This window comes from Heyndrickxia ginsengihumi (assembly GCF_011008565.1).
Lineage (GTDB): Bacteria > Bacillota > Bacilli > Bacillales > Bacillaceae_C > Weizmannia > Weizmannia ginsengihumi.
Genome location: NZ_JAAIWK010000007.1, coordinates 48,494 through 70,762 on the forward strand (window position 1 = coordinate 48,494; position 22,269 = coordinate 70,762).

At 34.6% G+C, this 22,269-nt stretch carries 25 protein-coding genes; all 25 read left to right on the forward strand.

Annotated features, from left to right (window positions below; translation table 11 throughout):
* Nucleotides 1-337: 337 nt before the first annotated feature.
* Nucleotides 338-2,413 (forward strand): type I DNA topoisomerase, encoded by a 2,076-nt coding sequence (topA, locus tag G4D61_RS06450; RefSeq protein ID WP_025727922.1) that lies wholly within the window; start codon nucleotides 338-340, stop codon nucleotides 2,411-2,413.
* A 516-nt stretch (nucleotides 2,414-2,929) separates the two neighbouring features.
* Nucleotides 2,930-3,832, forward strand: a complete 903-nt coding sequence (gene xerC, locus G4D61_RS06455; RefSeq protein ID WP_035356198.1) for a tyrosine recombinase XerC — start codon at nucleotides 2,930-2,932, stop codon at nucleotides 3,830-3,832.
* 55 nt (nucleotides 3,833-3,887) lie between these two features.
* A complete protein-coding gene (gene hslV / locus G4D61_RS06460; protein WP_025727918.1) occupies nucleotides 3,888-4,430 on the forward strand; it encodes an ATP-dependent protease subunit HslV in 543 nt (180 codons plus the stop codon).
* Between the two features lie 86 nt (nucleotides 4,431-4,516).
* Nucleotides 4,517-5,926, forward strand: a complete 1,410-nt coding sequence (gene hslU, locus G4D61_RS06465) for an ATP-dependent protease ATPase subunit HslU (RefSeq protein WP_025727916.1) — start codon at nucleotides 4,517-4,519, stop codon at nucleotides 5,924-5,926.
* Between the two features lie 115 nt (nucleotides 5,927-6,041).
* Nucleotides 6,042-6,821: a GTP-sensing pleiotropic transcriptional regulator CodY gene (codY, locus tag G4D61_RS06470; RefSeq protein ID WP_025727914.1), complete on the forward strand. Its 780-nt coding sequence runs from the start codon at nucleotides 6,042-6,044 to the stop codon at nucleotides 6,819-6,821.
* Nucleotides 6,822-7,170: 349 nt separating this feature from the next.
* A complete protein-coding gene (flgB, locus tag G4D61_RS06475) occupies nucleotides 7,171-7,563 on the forward strand; it encodes a flagellar basal body rod protein FlgB (RefSeq protein ID WP_035352903.1) in 393 nt (130 codons plus the stop codon).
* 1 nt (nucleotide 7,564) lies between these two features.
* Complete coding sequence (gene flgC, locus G4D61_RS06480; RefSeq protein WP_035352906.1) at nucleotides 7,565-8,014, forward strand: flagellar basal body rod protein FlgC; 450 nt, start codon at nucleotides 7,565-7,567, stop codon at nucleotides 8,012-8,014.
* A gap of 29 nt (nucleotides 8,015-8,043) precedes the next feature.
* Complete coding sequence (gene fliE / locus G4D61_RS06485; RefSeq protein ID WP_081979015.1) at nucleotides 8,044-8,346, forward strand: flagellar hook-basal body complex protein FliE; 303 nt, start codon at nucleotides 8,044-8,046, stop codon at nucleotides 8,344-8,346.
* 67 nt (nucleotides 8,347-8,413) lie between these two features.
* Nucleotides 8,414-10,009 carry a flagellar basal-body MS-ring/collar protein FliF gene (gene fliF / locus G4D61_RS06490; RefSeq protein ID WP_163173541.1) on the forward strand — a complete coding sequence of 532 codons (1,596 nt, stop codon included), beginning with the start codon at nucleotides 8,414-8,416 and terminating at the stop codon, nucleotides 10,007-10,009.
* A gap of 12 nt (nucleotides 10,010-10,021) precedes the next feature.
* The gene (gene fliG / locus G4D61_RS06495; RefSeq protein WP_163173543.1) at nucleotides 10,022-11,035 is read left to right on the forward strand and encodes a flagellar motor switch protein FliG; all 1,014 of its coding nucleotides are present in this window, start codon (nucleotides 10,022-10,024) and stop codon (nucleotides 11,033-11,035) included.
* Complete coding sequence (gene fliH, locus G4D61_RS06500) at nucleotides 11,019-11,792, forward strand: flagellar assembly protein FliH (protein WP_035352909.1); 774 nt, start codon at nucleotides 11,019-11,021, stop codon at nucleotides 11,790-11,792. Before fliG ends, fliH begins: the two co-directional genes overlap by 17 nt.
* Nucleotides 11,789-13,114: a flagellar protein export ATPase FliI gene (gene fliI, locus G4D61_RS06505; protein WP_035352912.1), complete on the forward strand. Its 1,326-nt coding sequence runs from the start codon at nucleotides 11,789-11,791 to the stop codon at nucleotides 13,112-13,114. Before fliH ends, fliI begins: the two co-directional genes overlap by 4 nt.
* On the forward strand, nucleotides 13,111-13,557 hold the full coding sequence (gene fliJ / locus G4D61_RS06510; protein WP_025727901.1) for a flagellar export protein FliJ: 447 nt from the start codon (nucleotides 13,111-13,113) through the stop codon (nucleotides 13,555-13,557). The genes fliI and fliJ overlap by 4 nt, the downstream gene beginning before the upstream one ends.
* 8 nt (nucleotides 13,558-13,565) lie before the next feature.
* Nucleotides 13,566-14,177, forward strand: a complete 612-nt coding sequence (locus tag G4D61_RS06515; RefSeq protein WP_035352914.1) for a MotE family protein — start codon at nucleotides 13,566-13,568, stop codon at nucleotides 14,175-14,177.
* Between the two features lie 43 nt (nucleotides 14,178-14,220).
* A complete protein-coding gene (locus G4D61_RS18475) occupies nucleotides 14,221-15,801 on the forward strand; it encodes a flagellar hook-length control protein FliK (RefSeq protein ID WP_052137762.1) in 1,581 nt (526 codons plus the stop codon).
* Nucleotides 15,802-15,810: 9 nt separating this feature from the next.
* Nucleotides 15,811-16,437, forward strand: a complete 627-nt coding sequence (gene flgD, locus G4D61_RS06525; protein ID WP_035353008.1) for a flagellar hook assembly protein FlgD — start codon at nucleotides 15,811-15,813, stop codon at nucleotides 16,435-16,437.
* Nucleotides 16,438-16,448: 11 nt separating this feature from the next.
* Nucleotides 16,449-16,841 (forward strand): TIGR02530 family flagellar biosynthesis protein, encoded by a 393-nt coding sequence (locus G4D61_RS06530; protein ID WP_035352917.1) that lies wholly within the window; start codon nucleotides 16,449-16,451, stop codon nucleotides 16,839-16,841.
* 78 nt (nucleotides 16,842-16,919) lie between these two features.
* Nucleotides 16,920-17,714, forward strand: a complete 795-nt coding sequence (gene flgG / locus G4D61_RS06535; protein WP_035352920.1) for a flagellar basal body rod protein FlgG — start codon at nucleotides 16,920-16,922, stop codon at nucleotides 17,712-17,714.
* Nucleotides 17,715-17,753: 39 nt separating this feature from the next.
* On the forward strand, nucleotides 17,754-17,975 hold the full coding sequence (locus tag G4D61_RS06540; protein WP_035352923.1) for a flagellar FlbD family protein: 222 nt from the start codon (nucleotides 17,754-17,756) through the stop codon (nucleotides 17,973-17,975).
* Nucleotides 17,965-18,390, forward strand: a complete 426-nt coding sequence (gene fliL, locus G4D61_RS06545) for a flagellar basal body-associated protein FliL (protein WP_035352926.1) — start codon at nucleotides 17,965-17,967, stop codon at nucleotides 18,388-18,390. The genes G4D61_RS06540 and fliL overlap by 11 nt, the downstream gene beginning before the upstream one ends.
* Nucleotides 18,391-18,432: 42 nt before the next feature.
* Nucleotides 18,433-19,428 (forward strand): flagellar motor switch protein FliM, encoded by a 996-nt coding sequence (gene fliM, locus G4D61_RS06550; RefSeq protein WP_025727893.1) that lies wholly within the window; start codon nucleotides 18,433-18,435, stop codon nucleotides 19,426-19,428.
* Nucleotides 19,418-20,527, forward strand: coding sequence for a flagellar motor switch phosphatase FliY (gene fliY, locus G4D61_RS06555; protein ID WP_152604234.1), 1,110 nt, complete (start codon nucleotides 19,418-19,420; stop codon nucleotides 20,525-20,527). Before fliM ends, fliY begins: the two co-directional genes overlap by 11 nt.
* Nucleotides 20,528-20,541: 14 nt before the next feature.
* Nucleotides 20,542-20,904, forward strand: coding sequence for a response regulator (locus G4D61_RS06560; RefSeq protein WP_025727891.1), 363 nt, complete (start codon nucleotides 20,542-20,544; stop codon nucleotides 20,902-20,904).
* Nucleotides 20,905-20,923: 19 nt separating this feature from the next.
* Nucleotides 20,924-21,607: a flagellar biosynthetic protein FliO gene (locus G4D61_RS06565; protein WP_163173545.1), complete on the forward strand. Its 684-nt coding sequence runs from the start codon at nucleotides 20,924-20,926 to the stop codon at nucleotides 21,605-21,607.
* On the forward strand, nucleotides 21,600-22,265 hold the full coding sequence (gene fliP, locus G4D61_RS06570) for a flagellar type III secretion system pore protein FliP (RefSeq protein ID WP_025727889.1): 666 nt from the start codon (nucleotides 21,600-21,602) through the stop codon (nucleotides 22,263-22,265). The genes G4D61_RS06565 and fliP overlap by 8 nt, the downstream gene beginning before the upstream one ends.
* The last annotated feature ends 4 nt before the right edge of the window (nucleotides 22,266-22,269 follow it).

Sequence of the window (22,269 nt, forward strand, 5' to 3'; positions counted from 1 at the left end):
ATCATAACGTGATAATATAGTAAAATAATGTAAATATATTTGGTAAAATAATTTAAATAATTGACAAAAATGAATGAATATGTTCTTAATAAATAATGATACATTTAAATATACATCATGAAAGTAAGATGAAAATAGAATATCAACGAAAAAATGGAAACGATTTCGTTTTGTCTTTATGTAGTTAAACAAATAACAATTTATAAGTCTAAAAATGTGGACATTGACAAAAGGATTGATCAAGTCTAATATTTACATTTGATTTTATATGATGAAACTAATGAATTAGATAATGTTGTAAATAGAGGATGTTTTACACCTCTGGGGAGGATTTTGAATGTCAGACTATCTAGTAATTGTGGAATCACCCGCAAAAGCGAAAACAATAGAAAAATATTTAGGAAAAAAATATAAAGTAAAAGCTTCTATGGGACATGTTAGAGACTTACCTAAAAGTCAAATGGGAGTGGACATTGAACATAACTATGAACCAAAATATATTACGATTAGAGGAAAAGGTCCTGTTTTAAAGGATCTTAAAACGGCAGCAAAAAAAGCGAAGAAAGTTTATCTCGCAGCTGACCCCGATAGAGAGGGGGAAGCGATCGCATGGCATTTAGCTAATAGTCTAGAATTGGATACTCATTCTGACTGTCGTGTCGTTTTTAACGAAATTACAAAAGATGCAATAAAGGAATCGTTTAAACATCCACGTCCAATTAATATGGATCTTGTTGATGCACAGCAGGCCCGCCGTGTGCTAGATCGGCTAGTAGGATATAATATTAGTCCGCTACTTTGGAAAAAAGTTAAAAAAGGTTTAAGTGCAGGACGTGTACAATCAGTAGCTGTTCGTCTAATTATTGATAGAGAGAATGAAATTAAAGCTTTTGTTCCTGAAGAATATTGGACGATAACAGGGGTATTTAATAAGGAAGAAGAAACATTTCAGGCTTCATTTTATAGTGTGAATGGTGAAAAGAAAGAATTGAAATCAGAAAATGATGTCAAAGAAATTTTAAACTTGCTTCAGGGAGAGCAATTTACCGTTAGTTCACTTACGCAAAAGGAGAAAAGAAGAAATCCGGCTCCACCTTTTACAACTTCATCACTACAGCAAGAAGCGGCGCGAAAATTAAATTTTAGGGCTAAGAAGACTATGATGATTGCGCAACAATTATATGAAGGAATTGATTTAGGAAAAGAGGGAACAGTCGGTTTAATCACGTATATGAGGACAGACTCTACTCGTATTTCAGATGTTGCGAAGGAAGAAGCTAGCAAATATATTCTAGAAAAATTTGGTGACAAATTTGTTAAGCATGAAGAAAGAAAGGAAAAAAAACAAACGAATGCTCAAGATGCTCATGAAGGTATTCGCCCGACAAGTATTTATCGTGATCCAGCATCACTAAAAACATTTTTAAGCCGTGACCAGTTGCGATTGTATAAGCTAATTTGGGAAAGATTTGCAGCAAGTCAAATGGCTTCTGCTATATTAGATACGATGAGCGTCAATTTAACCAATGGGCCTGTTGTTTTTCGCGCAACTGGCTCGAAGATAAAATTTCCGGGATTTATGAAAGTGTATGTTGAAGGCTCAGATGATCAGCAGGAAGAAAGTGAACGCTTTTTGCCTGATATCGAAAAAGGAGATGAAATAAGCTCCGAAACGATAGAACCGAAACAGCACTTTACACAGCCACCTCCACGATATACGGAAGCCCGTCTAGTGAAAACATTAGAGGAATTAGGAATAGGAAGACCATCCACTTATGCGCCAACATTAGATACGATCCAAAAGCGTGGCTACGTTGCTTTAGATAATAAACGATTCGTTCCAACTGAATTAGGAGAAATTGTTTCAGACTTAATTGTTGAGTTCTTTCCAGAAATTATAGATGTTGAGTTTACAGCTGAAATGGAAAAAGATCTCGATGAAATTGAAGAAGGAAAAGTAGTATGGGTCAAAATTATAGATGAATTTTATAGAAGCTTTGAAAAGAATTTAATAAAAGCAGAATCAGAAATGGAAAAGGTTGAAATAAAAGATGAGTTTGCCGGAGAAGATTGTGAAGTTTGTGGAAGTCCAATGGTATTTAAAATGGGACGCTATGGTAAATTTATGGCATGTAGCAATTTTCCAGAATGCAGAAACACAAAAGCAATTGTGAAAAAAATTGGTGTGAAATGTCCGAAATGCGGAGAGGGAGAAATTATCGAAAGAAAATCAAAAAGGAAACGAATTTTCTATGGCTGTGATCGATATCCAGAGTGCGATTTTCTTTCCTGGGATAAACCAATTGAAAGAAAATGTCCGAAATGTGATCATTTACTTGTAGAGAAAAAGTTGAAGAAGGGTACACAAATTCAATGTACTAATTGTGATTATAAAGAGAAAACGGTTGAGTAATGGTAAAGCAATTCTATATTCGTGTAGATGAGCTACATTGCTATATAACATATCCTAGCGCTAAAAATTAGATGCTCATGACGGAGTAAGTAGTTACTTGCTCCGATTGTTGTTTTAAATTTGCCACATTTGCTATTAACTTTCATAAAAAAACTTATTTTTCTTTTACATATTTCGACATGTGGTGTAAAATGCTTAAGGGACATGATGATAAGTTTAGCGCTCTTTTTCTTGAACAAGGATCATATAATGGTTTTATACAATGTTTATTGAAAAAGAGGGGGTTCAATGTGATAGGTTTTGTAAACATCGTTAGGGTAAGACATGCTGATAATAGGGGAGCATGGTGAATAATTATTTTGTTACAAGTATCTATCGAAGAAGTTTCATATTAAAACAGACTGATATGAACGACCTAGAAACAATTCGAAAATTTATGAAAAGTGCGTAACATTCATTGCAAAGAATTACTGTGTTATGATATGATTTAATATGCCTTGAAAGGTGCTGGGCATCATGAACGATGAACAACATCATTATTTAAATTCCTTTATCGAATATATGCAAGTTGAGAAAAATTACTCTGAATATACGATTCAATATTATCGTCAAGATTTAGAAGACTTCTTTTTGTTCATGTCTGAGCAAGGAATCTCCGCATTAACCACTGTCGAGTATTCCGATGGAAGGCTCTATTTAACTGAACTTTATCAGCATCAGTATAGTCGAGCAAGCGTGGCTAGGAAGATATCTAGCTTACGAAGTTTTTACAAGTTTTTGATGCGTGAAAAATTCGTAAATGAAAATCCATTTGCTCTTTTATCTCAACCTAAACAACATGTGCAATTGCCGAAGTTTTTTTATGAAGAAGAATTGGAACAGCTATTTCAAGCATGCGATGGAGAAGAGTTTTTATCTATCAGAAACCGGGCTTTGCTTGAAATTTTATATGCTACAGGAATTCGTGTAAGTGAATGTGTCAACATACAATTACAACATATAGATTTCGATTTTGAAACGATCGTTGTTAAAGGAAAAGGGAAAAAAGAACGAATCGTCCTTTTTGGCCACTTTGCTAGCGATGCTTTATGGAAGTATATTCATCAAGCACGAACGGGTTTGATGGAGAACGCTTCATCACATTCTTACTTATTTGTTAATTTTCGAGGAGAACCTTTGACTGATAGAGGGGTCCGTTATATATTAAATAAGTTGATCCAAAAAGCGGCGCTGACTGGCAAAATGCATCCGCATATGCTAAGACACACTTTTGCAACCCATTTATTGAATAATGGTGCTGACTTGCGGACTGTTCAAGAATTATTAGGCCATGAAAGTTTATCGTCAACTCAAGTGTATACACATGTGACGAAAGAACATTTACGTAAAACGTATATGTCTTATCACCCAAGAGCATAAACTTAATAGTGAATGTTTAAAAATTCTCTGTATGATTACATAGGAGGTGCTTAGTATGGGTGATTTCCATGCTACGACGATTTTCGCCATTCAACACAATGGAAAAAGTGCTATGGCTGGAGACGGTCAAGTTACTCTAGGTAATTCCGTTGTGATGAAAAATACAGCCAAAAAGGTTCGAAGACTTTTTAATGGAAAAGTACTAGCAGGTTTTGCAGGGTCAGTTGCAGATGCTTTCACATTATCAGAAATGTTTGAAGGAAAGCTGCAAGAGTTTAACGGGAATTTGACAAGAGCAGCCGTGGAACTAGCAAAAATGTGGAGAAGTGATAAAGTTCTCCGTAAACTCGAGGCAATGCTGATTGTGATGGATGACAACAATTTATTTCTCGTTTCAGGCACTGGCGAAGTAATCGAACCAGATGATGGTATACTAGCTATTGGTTCTGGAGGAAATTATGCTTTATCTGCAGGCAGGGCGTTAAAACGTTATGCTGGGGATAACTTATCTGCAAAAGAAATCGCAAAGGCAGCTCTAGATATTGCTTCAGAAATTTGTGTGTTTACAAATTCAAATATTATAGTTGAGGAACTATAATTTAATTATTTTACATTGTTTGTTACCATGTATCAGTTTGGTCGCATTTTCATAAAGGAGTGAGCGGTTTGGCAGAAGCGAATAAAATTGCAAACAGTTTAACACCTAGACAGATTGTAGAACGATTAGATCAGTATATTGTAGGTCAAAAAGATGCAAAAAGAGCAGTTGCGGTTGCACTTCGAAATCGTTATCGCAGAAATCTATTAAACGAAAAAATGAAAGAGGAAATTATTCCTAAAAACATTTTAATGATTGGGCCAACAGGTGTCGGAAAAACTGAAATTGCTAGACGAATGGCGAAATTAGTTGGGGCTCCTTTTGTCAAGATCGAGGCGACAAAATTCACAGAGGTTGGATATGTTGGACGTGATGTTGAATCAATGGTTCGCGATTTAGTTGAAACTGCTGTCCGCTTAGTTAAGACTGAAAAAATGAACAGTGTCATGGTGCAAGCTGAGAAAAATGCGAATCGTCGTTTAGTTGATTTACTCGTTCCATCAAAAAAGAAGCAGACGAATTTTAAAAATCCGTTTGAAATGATTTTTGGTGATGGAAATCAATCTACAAATGAGAATGATGAAGAGCAAAATGAAGATGACTTAACAAAGAAAGAACAAAAAAGAGTAATTGCACAAAAACTTGCAGATGGTGAACTTGAAAATCAAATTGTTACGATTAAGGTTGAAGAACAACAATCATCATCAATGTTTGATTTCTTTCAAGGTTCAGGCATGGAACAAATGGGGGTAAATGTCCAAGATGCGCTTGGTAACTTACTGCCGAAAAAAATGAAGAAACGTAAAGTTACGGTAAAAGAAGCAAGGAAAGTATTAACCCAAGATGAGGCGCAAAAGTTAATCGATATGGATGAAGTTACACAAGAGGCAATTTTCCGCGCTGAACAAACGGGGATTATTTTTATTGATGAAATTGATAAGATTGCCAGTAAAAGTGGTGCTACATCTTCACAGGATGTTTCCAGAGAAGGTGTCCAAAGGGATATTTTACCCATTGTAGAAGGATCTACGATTGTAACAAAGTATGGAACGATTAAAACAGACCATATATTATTTATTGCCGCCGGTGCTTTTCATATGGCAAAACCGTCCGATTTAATTCCTGAATTGCAAGGGCGATTCCCAATTCGTGTTGAGCTTGAAAAGCTAACAGTTGAAGACTTTGTCAAAATATTAGTGGAGCCGGATAATGCATTAATTAAACAATATATTGCATTATTAGAAACAGAAGGTATACTTGTTGAATTTTCTGACGAAGCTATAACTAGAATTGCTGAACTTGCATTTGAGGTGAATCAAAATACTGATAATATTGGTGCAAGAAGATTGCACACGATTTTAGAAAAGTTATTGGAAGATCTTTCATTTGAAGCACCTGATATCTCATTAGAAAAGATTACAATTACTCCACAATATGTTGATGAGAAATTAACAAAGATTTCTCAAAATAAGGATTTAAGTCAATTTATTTTGTAATAGTTTGTAATACATTCTAATTGGGTATTATATTAAAAATTCAGAAAAAAATCTTCCGCATACAGAAATGGATATTTAATAATTAGTATAGTGAATCAAGCTAGGAGGAATAAACATGAGTTTATTAGATAAAACAAGAAAGATTAATTCAATGCTACAAAAGGCTGCGGGTCGCCCAGTTAATTTTAAAGAAATGGCAGAAACATTAAGTGAAGTCATTGATGCAAATATTTACGTTGTAAGTCGCCGTGGAAAGTTATTAGGATTTGCTGTAAACCAACAAATCGAAAATGACCGTATGAAACAAATGTTTGAAGACCGTCGCTTCCCAGAAGAATATACAAAAAGCCTTTTCAACATTAATGAAACATCTCCAAATTTAACAATTGAAAGTGAATATACAGCTTTTCCAATTGAAAACAAAGATTTATTTGCTTCAGGATTAACAACGGTTGTACCGATTGTTGGTGGCGGAGATAGAATTGGAACATTAATTTTAGCTCGTCTTCAAGAGCAATTTGATGATGAAGACTTAATTCTAGCTGAATATGGTGCAACAGTTGTAGGTATGGAAATTCTTCGTGAAAAATCAGAAGAAATCGAAGAAGAAGCAAGAAGCAAAGCCGTTGTACAAATGGCAATCAGTTCATTATCATATAGTGAATTAGAAGCAATCGAACATATCTTTGAAGAATTAAATGGTAAAGAAGGTTTACTAGTAGCTTCAAAAATTGCGGACCGTGTAGGGATTACACGCTCAGTAATTGTTAATGCGCTACGTAAACTTGAAAGTGCCGGAGTAATTGAATCTCGTTCTCTAGGTATGAAAGGAACATATATCAAAGTATTAAATAACAAATTCTTAGTTGAATTAGAAAAAGTTAAATCTAACTAATTTATAGAAACGATGTAAGAGGGTATACAGGATTTCCTGTATACCCTTTTTTGTTGAATCACAACCGATGAAATATTCGCAAAATTATACATTAATCTCACAATGATAATAGCTTTAATTTCCACTATTTATTATCAGTTTGTTCATTTAAAAAATAGTAGAAATTTGTTAAAAGAATGTAATGATGTTCATGAATTTGCCTTTTTTTTAATAAATTATACAAAAATGTTAAAAAAGACTAATAAAGTGCATTTACAGTTTTTAATGAAACAATTAAAATAGAGAAAAAGAGGTTTTTTTGTCGTATATTAGAAAAAAATGTCATATTATTGTAACGGAGTGTTAAATCATGAATTTATTTTCGAATACATTTTCAACTTTAGAAAATGCGCTGAATTACTCATCTACTAGGCAAAAAGTCATTACAAACAATATTGCCAATGTTGATACACCAAATTATAAAGCACAGGATGTCAGTTTTAAAAATGTCTTACAGGATTCTATTGATTCGATTAAAACGATTCGGACTGATCCACGTCATTTTGATCTAAGCGATGATAGCACTGACAGTAATGTAACTATTACACAAAATAATGGTTCCTATAATAATAACGGCAACAGTGTTGATATTGATAATGAAATGTCAAATTTAGCTAGCAATCAAATTTTTTATGAGTCTTTAATTGAGCTAGAAAAAGGCAAACTTTCTTCACTGTTAAATGTTGTGAAAGGTGGTCAATAACATGTCGATGTTCTCTAGTATGAATATAACTTCATCAGCGTTAAGTGCGCAAAGATTAAGAATGGACGTTATTTCGTCTAATATAGCCAATGCTGATACTACGAGAAGTACGCTTGTGAATGGAAAATGGCAGCCGTATAAAAGAAAACAAGTAGTTCTAGAATCGAACCCAACAAGTTTCTCTTCTATGTTTCAATCAGCCCTGGGCTCAACTCAAACTGGGAATGGTGTAAAGGTTGCACAAATTACAGAAGATAACTCACCATTTAAAGAAGTATACAACCCTGATGATCCTGATGCTGATAAAAATGGATATGTACAAATGCCGAATGTCGACATCCTAAATGAAACGGTTGATATGATGAGTGCAACTCGTTCTTATGAAGCTAACGTAACAGCTTTGGATTCGTCTAAAGACATGTTAATGAAGACACTTGAAATTGGACAATAATGATAAAAGATAATAGGAGGTTTATGTGATTGGCTATTCAAAATATTACTTCAAATCTTATTAGTGGAAATCTACAAAACACTACATCTTCGAATTCCTCTAAAGGAACTTCAAATACATTTTCTAATATACTAAAAAAATCTATAGACGCAGTAAATCAACAGCAAAATACTTCTGACCAGATGATTAATAAATTAGCGACTGGCGGAGATGTTGACCTTTATCAAGTATTGATTGCGACGCAAAAAGCTAATATTACGATGCAGACAGCTTTAGAAATTAGAAATAAAGCAGTTGAAGGATACCAAGAAATGATGAGAATGCAAGTATAAAAAGCTTTAATAGTAATAAAAAAATAATTGATAGATTGAGATTTTTTATCCTGGGGGATAATGATGAATGAATGATAAATTGAAGCAAACTTTTAGTCAAGCAAAAAATTATTGGAATCAAAGAACAAAAAAACAGAAAATATTCAGTGTTTCAGGAGTCATCCTATTTATTTTACTCGTTGCTTTAGTAACATATTTCACGACGAGAACAAGCTATGCACCATTGTATAGCGGTTTAGAAGCATCTGAAACTGGTTCAATTAAGGAAGAATTGGACAAAGATGGTGTTCAATCGAAAATTACAGATGGTGGTAAAACGATTGAAGTGCCAAAAGATCAAGTTGATAATTTAAAAGTAAAACTTGCTGCTGAAGGTCTGCCAAAGACTGGTAGTATTGATTATTCTTTTTTTAGTCAGAATTCAAAGTTTGGTATGACGGATAATGAGTTTAATGTTGTTAAATTAGATGCGATGCAGACCGAACTTTCCAATCTTATTGAGGAAATGGATGGAATTAATAAAGCAAAAGTAATGATTAATCTTCCAAATCAAGGTGTGTTTGTAAGTGATGGAAAGGCAGAAGCATCTGCGTCAATTGTGCTAAATGTGAAGCCGGGATTTAATATTGACGATAAGCAAATTAAAGCGATGTATAATTTAGTTTCAAAAAGTGTCCCTAATCTTCCTACTGATAATATCGTCATTATGAATCAAAACTTTGAGTATTATGATTTAAATTCTTCCGATTCATCAGGAGATGCTTATACAGAACAAATGAATATAAAGCATCAAATTGAACGTGATATCCAGCAAAGAGTGCAAACGATGCTTTCAACGCTTATGGGTACAGGAAAAGCAGTTGTTAATGTGACGGCTGATATCGATTTTACTCAAGAGCAAAGAGAAGAAAACTTAGTAGAACCAGTTGATAAGACTAATATGAAGGGCATTGAAATAAGTGCTAAAAATATTGCTGAAACCTATAAAGGTACAGGAGCAGCTGGTGGGGTTACACAAGGATCCAGCAGCACTGATTCGTTAGGCTCATCATATCAGTCTGGAACTAGCGGCAATGGTGATTACAACAAAACAGACGATACAATTAACTATGAAGTGAATCGTATAAAAAGAAAAATTGTTGAAAGCCCGTATAAAATCCGTGATTTAGGCATTGAAGTTATGGTTGAACCGCCAAATCGAAATAAAAAATCATCTTTACCAGCTTCGCGCGTTAACGATATTAAAAATATGCTATCTACTATTGTACGAACATCAATAGATAAAAGTTCTGGCACAAATCTTTCAAATAATTCTGTAGCAAATAAAATTTCTGTTTCTGTAGAACCATTTGCTGCAAATGCACCAACTACTAGTGTTGCAAAAAGTTCTATACCTTGGTGGATATATGTAATCGGTGGAGCATTACTATTGATTATCGCTCTATTAATTTTCTTTATGTTACGTGCTCGCCGTAAGAGAAATGAACTATTAGAAGATGAAGAAGAGCTATTGGAAGAAGAACCAACACCGGTCGATATACCAGATGTTAATAAAGAAGTGGAATCTGAATCGACCGCACGCAGAAAGCAACTAGAAAAGTTAGCGAAAGAGAAACCAGACGAATTCGCAAAATTATTAAGAACATGGATTTCAGAGGATTAGGGAGGTGTGTTCATGGCAACGAGGGATAAAGTATTATCGGGAAAAGAAAAGGCTGCAATTTTACTGATTTCATTAGGACCTGATGTATCAGCATCTGTTTATAAACATTTGACAGAAGAAGAAATTGAAAAATTAACCTTGGAAATTTCAAGTATACGAAAGGTTCCAGGTGAAGCAAAAGAAGATGTTTTGGAAGAATTCCACCAAATAGCATTGGCACAGGATTATATTGCCCAAGGTGGGATTGGCTATGCGAAGACAGTATTAGAAAAGGCACTAGGTGCTGAACAAGCAATTTCTATCATCAATCGCCTAACTTCTTCCCTGCAAGTACGGCCTTTTGATTTTGCTAGAAAAGCAGATTCATCCCAAATTTTGAATTTTATTCAAGATGAACACCCACAAACAATTGCGCTAGTTCTATCTTATCTAGAACCTGAAAAGGCTGGAAAGATTCTATCTGAGTTATCTCCAGAGGTGCAGGGAGATATCGCGCGTAGGATTGCTTTAATGGAAGGTACTTCGCCAGAAATCATTAGTGAAGTAGAGGCGATCTTAGAAAAAAAACTATCAGCAACTGTTACTCAAGATTATACGCAAACAGGCGGAATTGAATCAGTTGTGGAAGTGTTAAATGGTGTTGACCGTACAACGGAAAAGACAATTTTGGATTCGTTGGAAATGAAGGATCCTGCATTAGCTGATGAAATTAAAAAGAGAATGTTTGTATTTGATGATATCGTTACACTTGATAACCGTTCGATTCAACGTGTGATTCGTGAATGTGAAAATGAAGACTTGTTGTTAGCATTAAAAGCAACAACAGACGAAGTAAAAGAAATTGTATTTCGAAATATGTCTAGTAGAATGGTTGAGTCTATTAAAGAGGAAATGGAATACATGGGACCAGTACGTTTACGAGAGGTTGAAGACGCGCAGTCCAGAATTGTATCTATCATTCGTAGACTCGAGGAAACAGGAGAAATTATCATCGCTCGTAATGGAGGAGATGATATCATTGTCTAAAATTATTAAGCCACGTGGAGCAATTAGATTGGATACTTCTACAAAAGTAATAGGTGTCCGGTCATTATCATTTATTGCAAATGACGAAAACAGTGAAAATTCTATTGAATCAGAAGTTAGACAGCAATTGATGACGAAGTATCAGGCGGAGGCGGCAAATATACTTGAACAAAGTAAAGCTGAAGCAGAAATCATCAAGGGAAAAATTGCAGAAGAAAAACGGCAATGGGAACTTGAAAGACAAGAGTATAGGAAGCAAGCTGAAAGAGAAGGATTTGAAGAGGGGTTATTAAAAGGACAGACTGAGGGCTTCAACCAATTTAAAGAAAAGATCGAGGAAGCAAAACAAATTGTAGACCTTTCAAAAATTCAATTAACGAAGTATATAGAGAGCTCTGAAAAAAATATTTTAGATATTGCAATGATTGCTGCTGAAAAAATATTAAAGCAAACATTGACAGAGTCACCTGAATCATTTCTTCCTATTGTTAAGGCAGTATTAAAGGAAGCAATTGAATTTAAAGAAGTCAATCTTCATGTATATCCATCGCAATATAGTCTAATTATGAATCAAAAAATTGAACTTGATGCCATTTTTCCGAATGATACGAAGCTATATATATATCCGGATGAAGATCTTAAAGAATTCCAGTGCTATATTGAATCAGATTATGGCAGAATTGATGCCAGCATAGATAGTCAATTAACAGAACTCAAACAAAAATTGGGAGAGTTTATTGAGGATGAAATGAATTGAAAGCTCATGAACTTATTCATATTATGCCTAGCATTAATACCTTTAAATACTATGGAAAAGTTAAAAGAGTGATTGGATTGATGATTGAGTCACAGGGTCCTGAAAGTTCGATTGGTGAAGTATGTTTTATACGGGTTCAAAGTAAATCAGGTATGAAACGTATTCTGGCAGAAGTAGTTGGCTTCCGCGATGGAAATGTTATTTTAATGCCCTACACAAATGTTCAAGAAATCTCACCTGGAAGTTTAGTAGAAGCTACTGGGAAATCGCTAGAAGTAAAAGTCGGACAAGCGTTGCTTGGTAAAGTAATTGATTCCCTTGGTAATCCAATGAGTATGGAGCCGCTGCCGAAAGGTTTAAAATCAATTCCAATTGACAGAACTCCTCCGAATCCACTTAAGCGCCCGCCAATTAGAGAATCAATTGAACTAGGGGTTCGCGCAATTGACAGCCTATTAACGGTTGGTTTAGGACAAAGAATCGGTATTTTTGCTGGAAGCGGCGTAGGAAAAAGCACGCTTTTAGGAATGATTGCCCGCAACACAAATGCGGATATTAATGTGATTGCATTAATAGGTGAACGAGGCAGAGAAGTACGGGAGTTCATCGAACGAGATCTTGGTGAAGAAGGGTTAAAAAGATCTATCGTTGTCGTTGCAACTTCAGATCAACCTGCATTAATGCGAATTAAAGCTGCATATACGGCTACTTCGATTGCAGAATTTTTTCGGGATCAAGGGATGAATGTGATGTTTATGATGGATTCCGTCACACGTGTGGCAATGGCTCAGCGCGAAGTTGGGTTAGCTATTGGTGAGCCTCCTGCTACAAAAGGCTATACACCATCCGTTTTTGCGATTTTACCGAAATTACTTGAAAGAACAGGTACAAATGAATTCGGTACTATTACCGGTATATACACGGTACTTGTTGATGGTGATGATATGAATGAACCGATTGCAGATACTGTGCGTGGGATATTAGATGGACACTTTGTACTAGATCGCAATCTTGCTAATAAAGGGCAATATCCAGCAATTGATATTTTACGAAGTGTAAGCCGTTTGATGAATGAGCTGGCGAGTGAACGGCATCGAAAAGCAGCAGAGAAAATACGAGAACAATTAAGTACGTATCTCAATTCGGAAGATTTAATTAATATTGGCGCATATAAACCAGGTGCTTCAAAAGAAATAGATGAAGCAATAGCACAGTATCCAAAAATCGTTTCATTTATTAAGCAAAGCACTGGGTTAAAAATGAGTAAAAGTGAAAGTGTTGAAGCACTTATTCAATTAGCTGAAACAGGTGAGTGGAAGTGAAGTATCATTTTAAGTTTGAAAAAATATTAGATGTGAAAAATAGAGAAAAAGAGGAAGCACTTTCCACCTATCAACGATCATTGCAAGCATTTGAAAATGTTGCTAAAGAACTATATTCATTATTAAAGAAAAAAGAAGATTTAGAAGCTTTGCAGGCCCAAAAAATTATTTCAGGATTATCTGTACAAGAAATAAGGCATAATCAGCATTTTTTGGCGGAAATAGAAAAATCAATAAGTTATTATCAACAGTTATTAATAAAAGCAAGAAATCGCTTGAACTGGAATCAGCAACAATTACAAGAAAAAAATATTGAAGTGAAGAAGTTTGAAAAAATTAAAGATAAAGATTATCAATCCTTTCTGCAAGATATTCGTACCCAAGAAGAAAAACAAATGGATGAAATTTCAAATCTTCAATTTTTTCGTAATGTGAGAAGTTAGGTGAGAATATGAAAAAAGCCATTGAAGTAGATAACGAAGTAGAATTGGATGAAAAATCAGGCAGTAAATTGCAATGGATGTTGTATGTTATTGTTATTCCACTTTTATTTGCCGTTGCAATGGGGCTCGTAATCGCAACATTTTCAGGTATTAATGTGATAACTGAAGCGAAAAAAGTAACAAGCATTTTTAACGGAGATAGTAAACATACCGATTCTGAGCAAAATAGTGAGGATACGATCAATCAATATAAAGGACAAATTGACAGTCTCAATACAAAAATTAAAGATAGAGATTACGAAATTAAACAGCTGCAATCAACATTAGATACAAAAAATCAAAAGGTTAAACAATTGCAACTTGAAATCACAAACTTAAAAAATAAGTTGAGTGAGGCAAGTAAGACTGCTGCTCAGAATAAAAAATCAATTAAAAATATTGTCAGCACGTATGAGAATATGTCTCCTACAAGTGCGGCGCCAATTATTGAAAAGATGTCTGACAGTGATGCGACAAGAATATTAGCAAATTTGAGTCCAGAGACATTAGCGAAAGTTCTCGAAGCAATGGATGCTAAAAATGCAGCTAAATATACTCAGTTATTGTCAGCGAAAAACTAACTAAATAAAAAGAATCATGTTTTATTTGAAAGGAGGTGAAAAAGTGAATATAGGTAGTTTGCAGATGAATTCTGATCCTATGCTAATGATGCAAACACAAGAACCAAATGAAATTGTAACATCAAATAATTTTTTAAGCCTATGGCAAGGGATGAATGGGGATCAGCAAGGCGATGGAAGTCAAAAAGCAGTGCCATCGAGCATTACGGATCAATTGCAGAGTATATTGGATTGTTTAACAGGAGATGAAACGAATACTGTGAATAATGGCGATGGTTCCATTACTCTTGCAAATGCAGATAAACAAATATTGTCAAAATTATTAAAGCAAATTGGGAGTTTGACAAATAAAACGAATGTTAGTATTCAAAAGAAAATGTTAGAAACAAAAAATGCGCTTGAGAATGGTGATGACATAACAGCGTTAGTAAACTTGGTACAATTAATAGGGCAAATGCCAGTTGAGGATCTCCAAAAATTAGACAAAAGCTCATTACAGAAGCTTTTTCAACAAGCCAACGCTGTTCAAAATCAAGAGACATCCTCTGTCCAAGCTGGTATCCAACTATTAAAAATGTCAGAGACAAAGGATGTTTTAATAGTAAAAATTAAAAAAGCATTAACTCAGCTGAATACTGGTAATGAAGGAGAAAAGGCTTCAAGCAATTTGTTTAATGAACCGTATACTACTTGTGGAGCTATAGCCAAATATTTACGCAACTATGGACAGGAAAATACACAAACAAAGACTTTAAGTAGTGGTGTAAATATGAATGTCATATTAAATAAGGTAATAGATCAGTTAAATAATTTTGTCGGTAATGCGGATGTTAGTAGCAAGCAGAAGCTAGCAGAAAGTATGCTTGCTCTAAAAAATGGGGATATACAAGAAGCGACTGTAAAAGTGCTTGATGTGTTGAACAATACACCGTCAAAACTATTACTATCTATTGGAAATACAAAAGATTCTCATGAAATAAAGAGCCAGCAAAATCAATTGACTCTTAATCTTTTAAAAACAGATGGAATTCTGAAAAATGCCTATACCCGTGCTGTAGAGAATGTTAAAAAAACATCGCAAATGTCCGCAGACAATCATCAGGAAGAAGCGGCTAATAATACAGTGAATTCTATGGGGGCATTAATGACAAAAACAGAACAGTACGTTTTACACGTTAGCGGAGAAGGAAAGAGTGCTTCATATCAGCAGTTCGTAGCAGATTTTTCGAATATTTTACAACGTGCAAATCTTACTAAAGATACTGGTACAAATAAGCTATTTATTAAATTGAATCCAGAGAATTTAGGATCTTTAAAAATTGAGTTAATTGATCAAGATGGTGTTTTGACAGCGAAAATTATGACAAGCACAAGTGGAGCAAAAGATTTATTAGATTCGCAGTTACAACAGCTGAAACAAGCTTTTGCTGGACAAAATATCCAATTAAATCAAGTTCATGTTATTTATCAGGAATCTAGTTCGCAGTCGCAACCATTTCAGCAGCAATCTTCGTCACATGAACGTGAACAGCAGCAACAGCAACATAAAGATCATCATGAGGAAGAAACGAAAGATGATTTTTCCGACTTTTTACTGAACAATCTTATTGAAATGGAAGCGTAGGTGAAGAATGTGGCAAATACAGTAAATTCCGATCTTTATTTAAGTTCGGCGCAAAATGCAAGTAATACGACAAGAGAAACAGGTAGCACACTAGGAAAAGATGATTTCCTAAAATTATTAATGACACAATTAGAAAACCAGGATCCAACAAATCCTATGGATGATACACAATTCATTGCGCAAATGGCCCAATTTTCTTCATTGGAGCAAATGACGAATATGACCGACCAAATGCAAAAACTTCAACAAATTACATATAGTCAATTTGTTGGTAAAGATGTGTCATGGCAAAAGTCGACAGACAATGACAGTAATGCAACAGATCAATCTGCGAGTGGAACTGGAAAAATTTCGAGTGTTTCTTTTAATGATGATGGTAGTGTGTCATTTACTTTGCAAGATGGAACGGTGTTGTCGTCTGATGATATTAGTAAAATAACGGATGATTCAACATCTAATTTAACACTTGTTCAAGCAAGTTATTTAATAGGTAAACATATTACTTGGCAGAACGATAATAATGAAGATGAAAGTGCAACTGTGACAGCTGTATCTGTTAAAGATGGGTCTTCTTTATTAACTTTAGATAATGGAGATACGATAACATCCGATCAGATTCTCAAAATATCACAATAGGAAGTGGTCAAATGGATAAGATTTATCCACAACTTCCATTGCAAAGGATTGCGAGTAACCGTTCATACAATAAAGTGAATGAAGCACCTTCGGCAAATAGTTTTAAAAATTATTTGCAAGATTCTTTATCTAAGCAGGCAAATGAATCTACTTTAAAAATAAGTAAGCATGCAAGCGATAGAATTGAGCAACGAGGGATTGAACTGGACGCTTCAACATGGAATAAAATCGGTTCTAAAGTTTCTGAAGCGAAGAAAAAAGGGATCAATGAAACGTTAGTACTTGTTAAAAATGCTGCATTGATTGTTAGTGCGAAAAATGAAACGGTTATTACAGCAATGGACCGACAAGAAGCAGGCGCGCAAATTTTTAGTAATATAAATGGTGCCATTATTTTAGATTAAAGGCTGGACCTTGATAGGAAGCCTGTGCTGTGGATTGATTGAAGCAGCATATTCAACATTTGGAAGGGGAACAAAAAAATGCTTAGGTCATTATATTCTGGAATTAGTGGGATGAAAAACTTTCAAACAAAATTAGATACGATTGGGAATAACATTGCAAATGTAAATACTTATGGTTATAAAAAGGCCCGTGTCACATTTAAAGATGCAATTAGCCAAACCTCTTCAGGAGCAACCGGTCCGCAAGCAAATAAAGGAGGAACAAATGCGGTTCAAGTAGGTTTAGGATCAAAAGTAGGATCTATTGATACGATTGATACACAAGGTAGTTTTGAAACAACTGGACGTGTTCTTGATTTAGCGATTAGTGGCGATGGATATTTTGAGGTAACTGATGGAAGTCAAAATTACTATACACGTGCTGGAAACTTTTATCTTGATGCAGACAATAATCTTGTAAATTCAGATGGCTTTAAAGTTTTAGGTACAAATGGACAAGCAATTAATTTATCATCTTTAGATGGTAAGAGCTTTGATATCGGCACTGATGGTTCGATAAACTATACAGATGCTAATGGAAATCCAGCAACTTTAAATCAGAAAATCGCAATAGCTACATTCGCCAACCCTTCTGGTTTAACAAAAGAAGGCGGAAATTTATATAGTGAAAGTGTAAACTCGGGTGCTCCGAATACTACGGCTGCTAGTAATAACCAAGGGACAATCAATTCAGGTTATTTGGAAATGTCCAACGTCGATTTATCAGATGAGTTAACAAATATGATCGTTGCTGAGCGTGGTTTCCAAGCTAATACACGTATTATTACAACCTCAGATGAAATTTTACAAGAACTCGTAAATCTAAAACGATAGGGGGTAAGGACTAAGGTTCGTACCTTAGTCCGTCTTATTTTGATCCTCGTTACTAGACTGAATGACACAGCATTTATGATTAATGCTCTGTACATAGAAACAATTGAAAGTCTTCCAGATACAAAGATTACATTAACAAATGGACATACCTATATTGTGAAAGAAACGAGAGAACAAGTTGAACGTAAAATAGTAGATTTTTATCGTTCAATATCTTTGCTAGGTAGGGATATGGGAGAGGAGAATCAGCATGAAAAATAAGATGATCCGGACGATGCTTATTATGGTTTCGATTATATTATTAGCGGGTGTCGTCACATTAGTCATCATATTCAAAACAGAACATACTCAAAAAAAAAGTTCACCTAGTATAGATGAGGTAGTAAAATCATCTGTTGATATTGATCAGATGACGACGAATTTAAAGGATAATCACATCGTTCAAATCTCAATAAGGCTTGAGGCGAATGATAAGAAAGCTAAAGAAGAATTAACAAAAAGAGATTTTCAAATAAAAGATATGATGATTGATGAGTTATCTGAAATGACTAGCAAAGATTTACAAGGTGAAAAGGGAAAAGTGAAATTTAAAACGGATTTGAAGAACCGTTTAAACAAAGTGATGCAAGATGGAGAAGTAGTAAATGTTTATATCACTTCTTATGTCATTCAGTAATTTATTCACTTAAATTACGTTTTTAAGAAGGGGGGGACTGACTTGCCAGAAGAAATTTTATCTCAATCTGAAATAGATGCGTTGTTATCAGCACTGTCAACAGGTGAAATGAATGCTGAGGAAATAAAAAAAGAACCAGCTAAAAAGATAAAGGTTTATGACTTTAAGAGAGCCTTACGTTTTTCGAAAGACCAAATTCGCAGCCTTGCAAGAGTCCATGAAAATTTTGCTAGAATTTTAACAACGTATTTTTCAGCACAGCTACGAACATACGTACAAATTAATGTTGCTTCAGTTGATCAGGTCCCTTATGAGGAATTTGTTAGATCCGTACCGAAATTAACGATATTAACGGTTTACGATGTTCCTCCGTTAGAAGGTAATATTATTATGGAAATTAACCCTAATATTGCCTACTCTATGATTGATCGTGTCTTAGGAGGATATGGTGAAAGTATTAATAAAATTGAAAAGCTCACTGAAATAGAAAAAAAAATCATGACTCGCTTATTTGAACAAGTAATTGATCAATTACAAGAGGCATGGAGTGAAGTAACGGAGATTAATCCCGTTCTGTCAAATTTGGAAGTGAATCCTCAATTTTTGCAAATGATCTCTCCGAATGAAACAGTAGTTGTCATTTCTTTTAATACGACGATTGGTGATACGACAGGAATGATTAATCTTTGCTTACCGCAGGTTGTATTAGATCCCATCATCCCAAATCTTTCGGGACACTATTGGATGCGGCAAAGTGACAGCCATATGGATCCAGAGACACAGCGATTATTGGAAGATGGAATTAAAGAGGCAAAGGTTCCGCTTGTAGTTGAACTTGGTTCAACACAAATTAAAATTGAAGAGTTTTTAAACATAGAACTAGGTGATGTAATCACTTTAAATCAATCAATTGAGGAACCTTTGAAGCTTAAAGTAGATCATATTCCTAAATTTATCGGACAGCCGGGTAAAGTTGGTTCTAAAATGGCAGTACAAATTTTGAATATGTTAACGAAAGGGGATGATGATCATGAGTGATATGCTATCTCAAGAAGAAATTGATGCTCTTTTAAATGGAACAGCTTCTACTGAGAATTCAGAGCAAACAGAGCATAAACCTCAAGTTGAAGACTTTTTAACATCAATGGAAAGAGATACGTTAGGAGAGATAGGAAATATATCATTTGGCAGTTCTGCAACAGCCTTATCTACATTACTCTCTCAAAAAGTGGAAATTACAACACCTGAAGTAGGAATTATCGAACGACAACGTTTAAAAGATGAATTTCCTCATCCTTATGTAGCTATTCAAGTTAAGTATACAGAAGGTTTTTCAGGAACAAATGTGCTTGTTATTAAACAGGCGGATGCAGCAATTATTGCAGATTTAATGTTGGGTGGTACAGGAGAGAATCCCGAGCAGGAACTTGGAGACATTCATTTAAGTGCTGTTCAAGAAGCGATGAATCAAATGATGGGTTCTGCTGCTACATCAATGTCAACTGTCTTTAGCAAAAGAATTGATATTTCTCCTCCAAATGTTTCTTTATTAAACATAATGGAAGGTGAAGGAACCGAAAATTTACCAGAACAAGATTTACTAGTTAAAGTTTCTTTTCGGTTAATGATTGGTAATTTAATTGACTCAAAAATAATGCAAATTGTACCACTTACTTTTGCAAAAAGTTTAGTTTCAGAATTAATTAATGAGAATGCAAGTAGTGAAAGTAGTATACAAGAAACTGCTGCTGCTCAAGAGGCAACTTTAGTTCAAGAAATAAAAGTTGAAGCGGAACAGCAAACTCAGACGCAACAAGAACAAAATGTACAGCCTGCTGTTTTCACGAATTTTGAGACGGCTTCACCACAACTAGAAATGAAAAATTTAGATATGCTACTAGATATTCCGTTGCAAGTAACTGTTGAGTTAGGAAGAACAACAAAAACGGTGAAGGAAATACTGGAAATGGGGCCAGGCTCGATTATCGAGTTAGACAAGCTTGCTGGGGAGCCGGTAGATATTTTAGTAAATAATCAATTGATTGCAATTGGTGAAGTTGTTGTAATTGATGAGAACTTTGGGGTTCGAGTTACAGATATTGTAAGTAAAAAAGATAGACTAAAAAAGTTAAATTAGTGGAGGGATAAACATTGGCAAATAAAATTTTAATTGTAGACGATGCAGCTTTTATGAGAATGATGATTAAGGATATATTAACGAAGAATGGTTATGAGGTTGTTGCGGAAGCTTCCGATGGTGCTCAGGCGGTGGAAAAATATCAAGAATTACGCCCAGATCTTGTCACAATGGATATTACGATGCCAGAAGTGGATGGTATTTCTGCATTAAAACAAATAAAGCAAATGGATCCAAACGCAAGAGTAATTATGTGCTCCGCAATGGGTCAACAAGCAATGGTTATTGATGCAATCCAAGCAGGAGCTAAAGACTTTATTGTAAAACCGTTCCAAGCGGATCGTGTAATTGAAGCCATTCAAAAAGCACTTAGCTAACTAAGAGGGTGACAACAGTTTGCGAAATTTAGCGATAAAATGGATGTCAATATTGGCTGTTTTACTTTATATTATGTATGGGCATTTTCCTGTTGAAAATGCTCATGCAGCTTCTTTTAATGGAAGTGTTCAAGAATGTATTGATCATCCTAAAAAATGTGACAGTAGTTCAACATCAGACAGTAAGCAAAAAAAATCTCCATCCTCTACTTCCACAAGTTCTGTTGTGTCAGCGTGGGATATTATCAAAATGGTTTTTGCGCTTATTTTTGTCATTGCACTATTGTACTGTCTATTAAAATTTATAAATAAAAAAAGCCGTTCATACCAAAATAACCGTTTGATCCAAAATTTTGGCGGTACTCCTTTAGGGGGCAATAAATCATTGCAAATGGTAAAGGTTGGGAATCGATTATTAGTTATTGGTGTTGGTGAAGACATTCATTTAGTTAAGGAAATTAACGATAAAGATGAAGTGACAGCACTGATGAATCAATATAATCAGCAGTTAGAACAATCTTTAGAACCGCGAGATATTATTACGAAATTAACAAATACGATAAAAACGCATGTTAAGAAAGATGAACAAGGAAAATCATCGTCATTTAAACATCTTTTAGTTAATCAATTAGATGCCTTAAAAAAGGAAAGAAAAACGGTTATGAAAGAAATGGAGCAAATGGAGAATAAACACGATGAATGAAATTATGAATGCTTTAGGGAACAGCTCAGCAAATACAGTATCTACATCTGTCAAGTTACTTTTATTAATGACCGTTCTTTCTTTGGCACCTAGTATACTCATTTTGTTAACATCTTTTACTCGTATTGTTATTGTCTTGTCTTTTGTAAGAACGTCTCTTGGGACGCAACAAGCGCCGCCTAACCAAGTGATTATTGGTTTAGCACTTTTTTTAACTTTTTTTATTATGGCGCCAACTTTTTCGCAAGTGAATAAAGAGGCTTTAACACCACTCTTTAATGATAAGATCACGTTAGAACAGGCATATGATAAAGCGCAAGTTCCATTTAAAGAATTTATGAGTAAACAAACGAGGCAAAAGGATTTACAACTTTTTTTAGATTATGCACATGAAAAGCAACCAAAAGATATTCAAGATATTCCGATTACTACATTAGTACCTGCTTTCGCACTAAGCGAGTTAAAGACAGCCTTTCAATTAGGGTTTATGATTTTTATACCTTTTTTAGTAATTGATATGGTTGTGGCAAGTGTGCTTATGTCGATGGGGATGATGATGTTACCGCCAGTCACCATTTCATTGCCTTTTAAAATTTTACTTTTTGTTTTAGTAGATGGCTGGTATTTAGTAATAAAATCATTATTGGAAAGCTTTTAGAAAA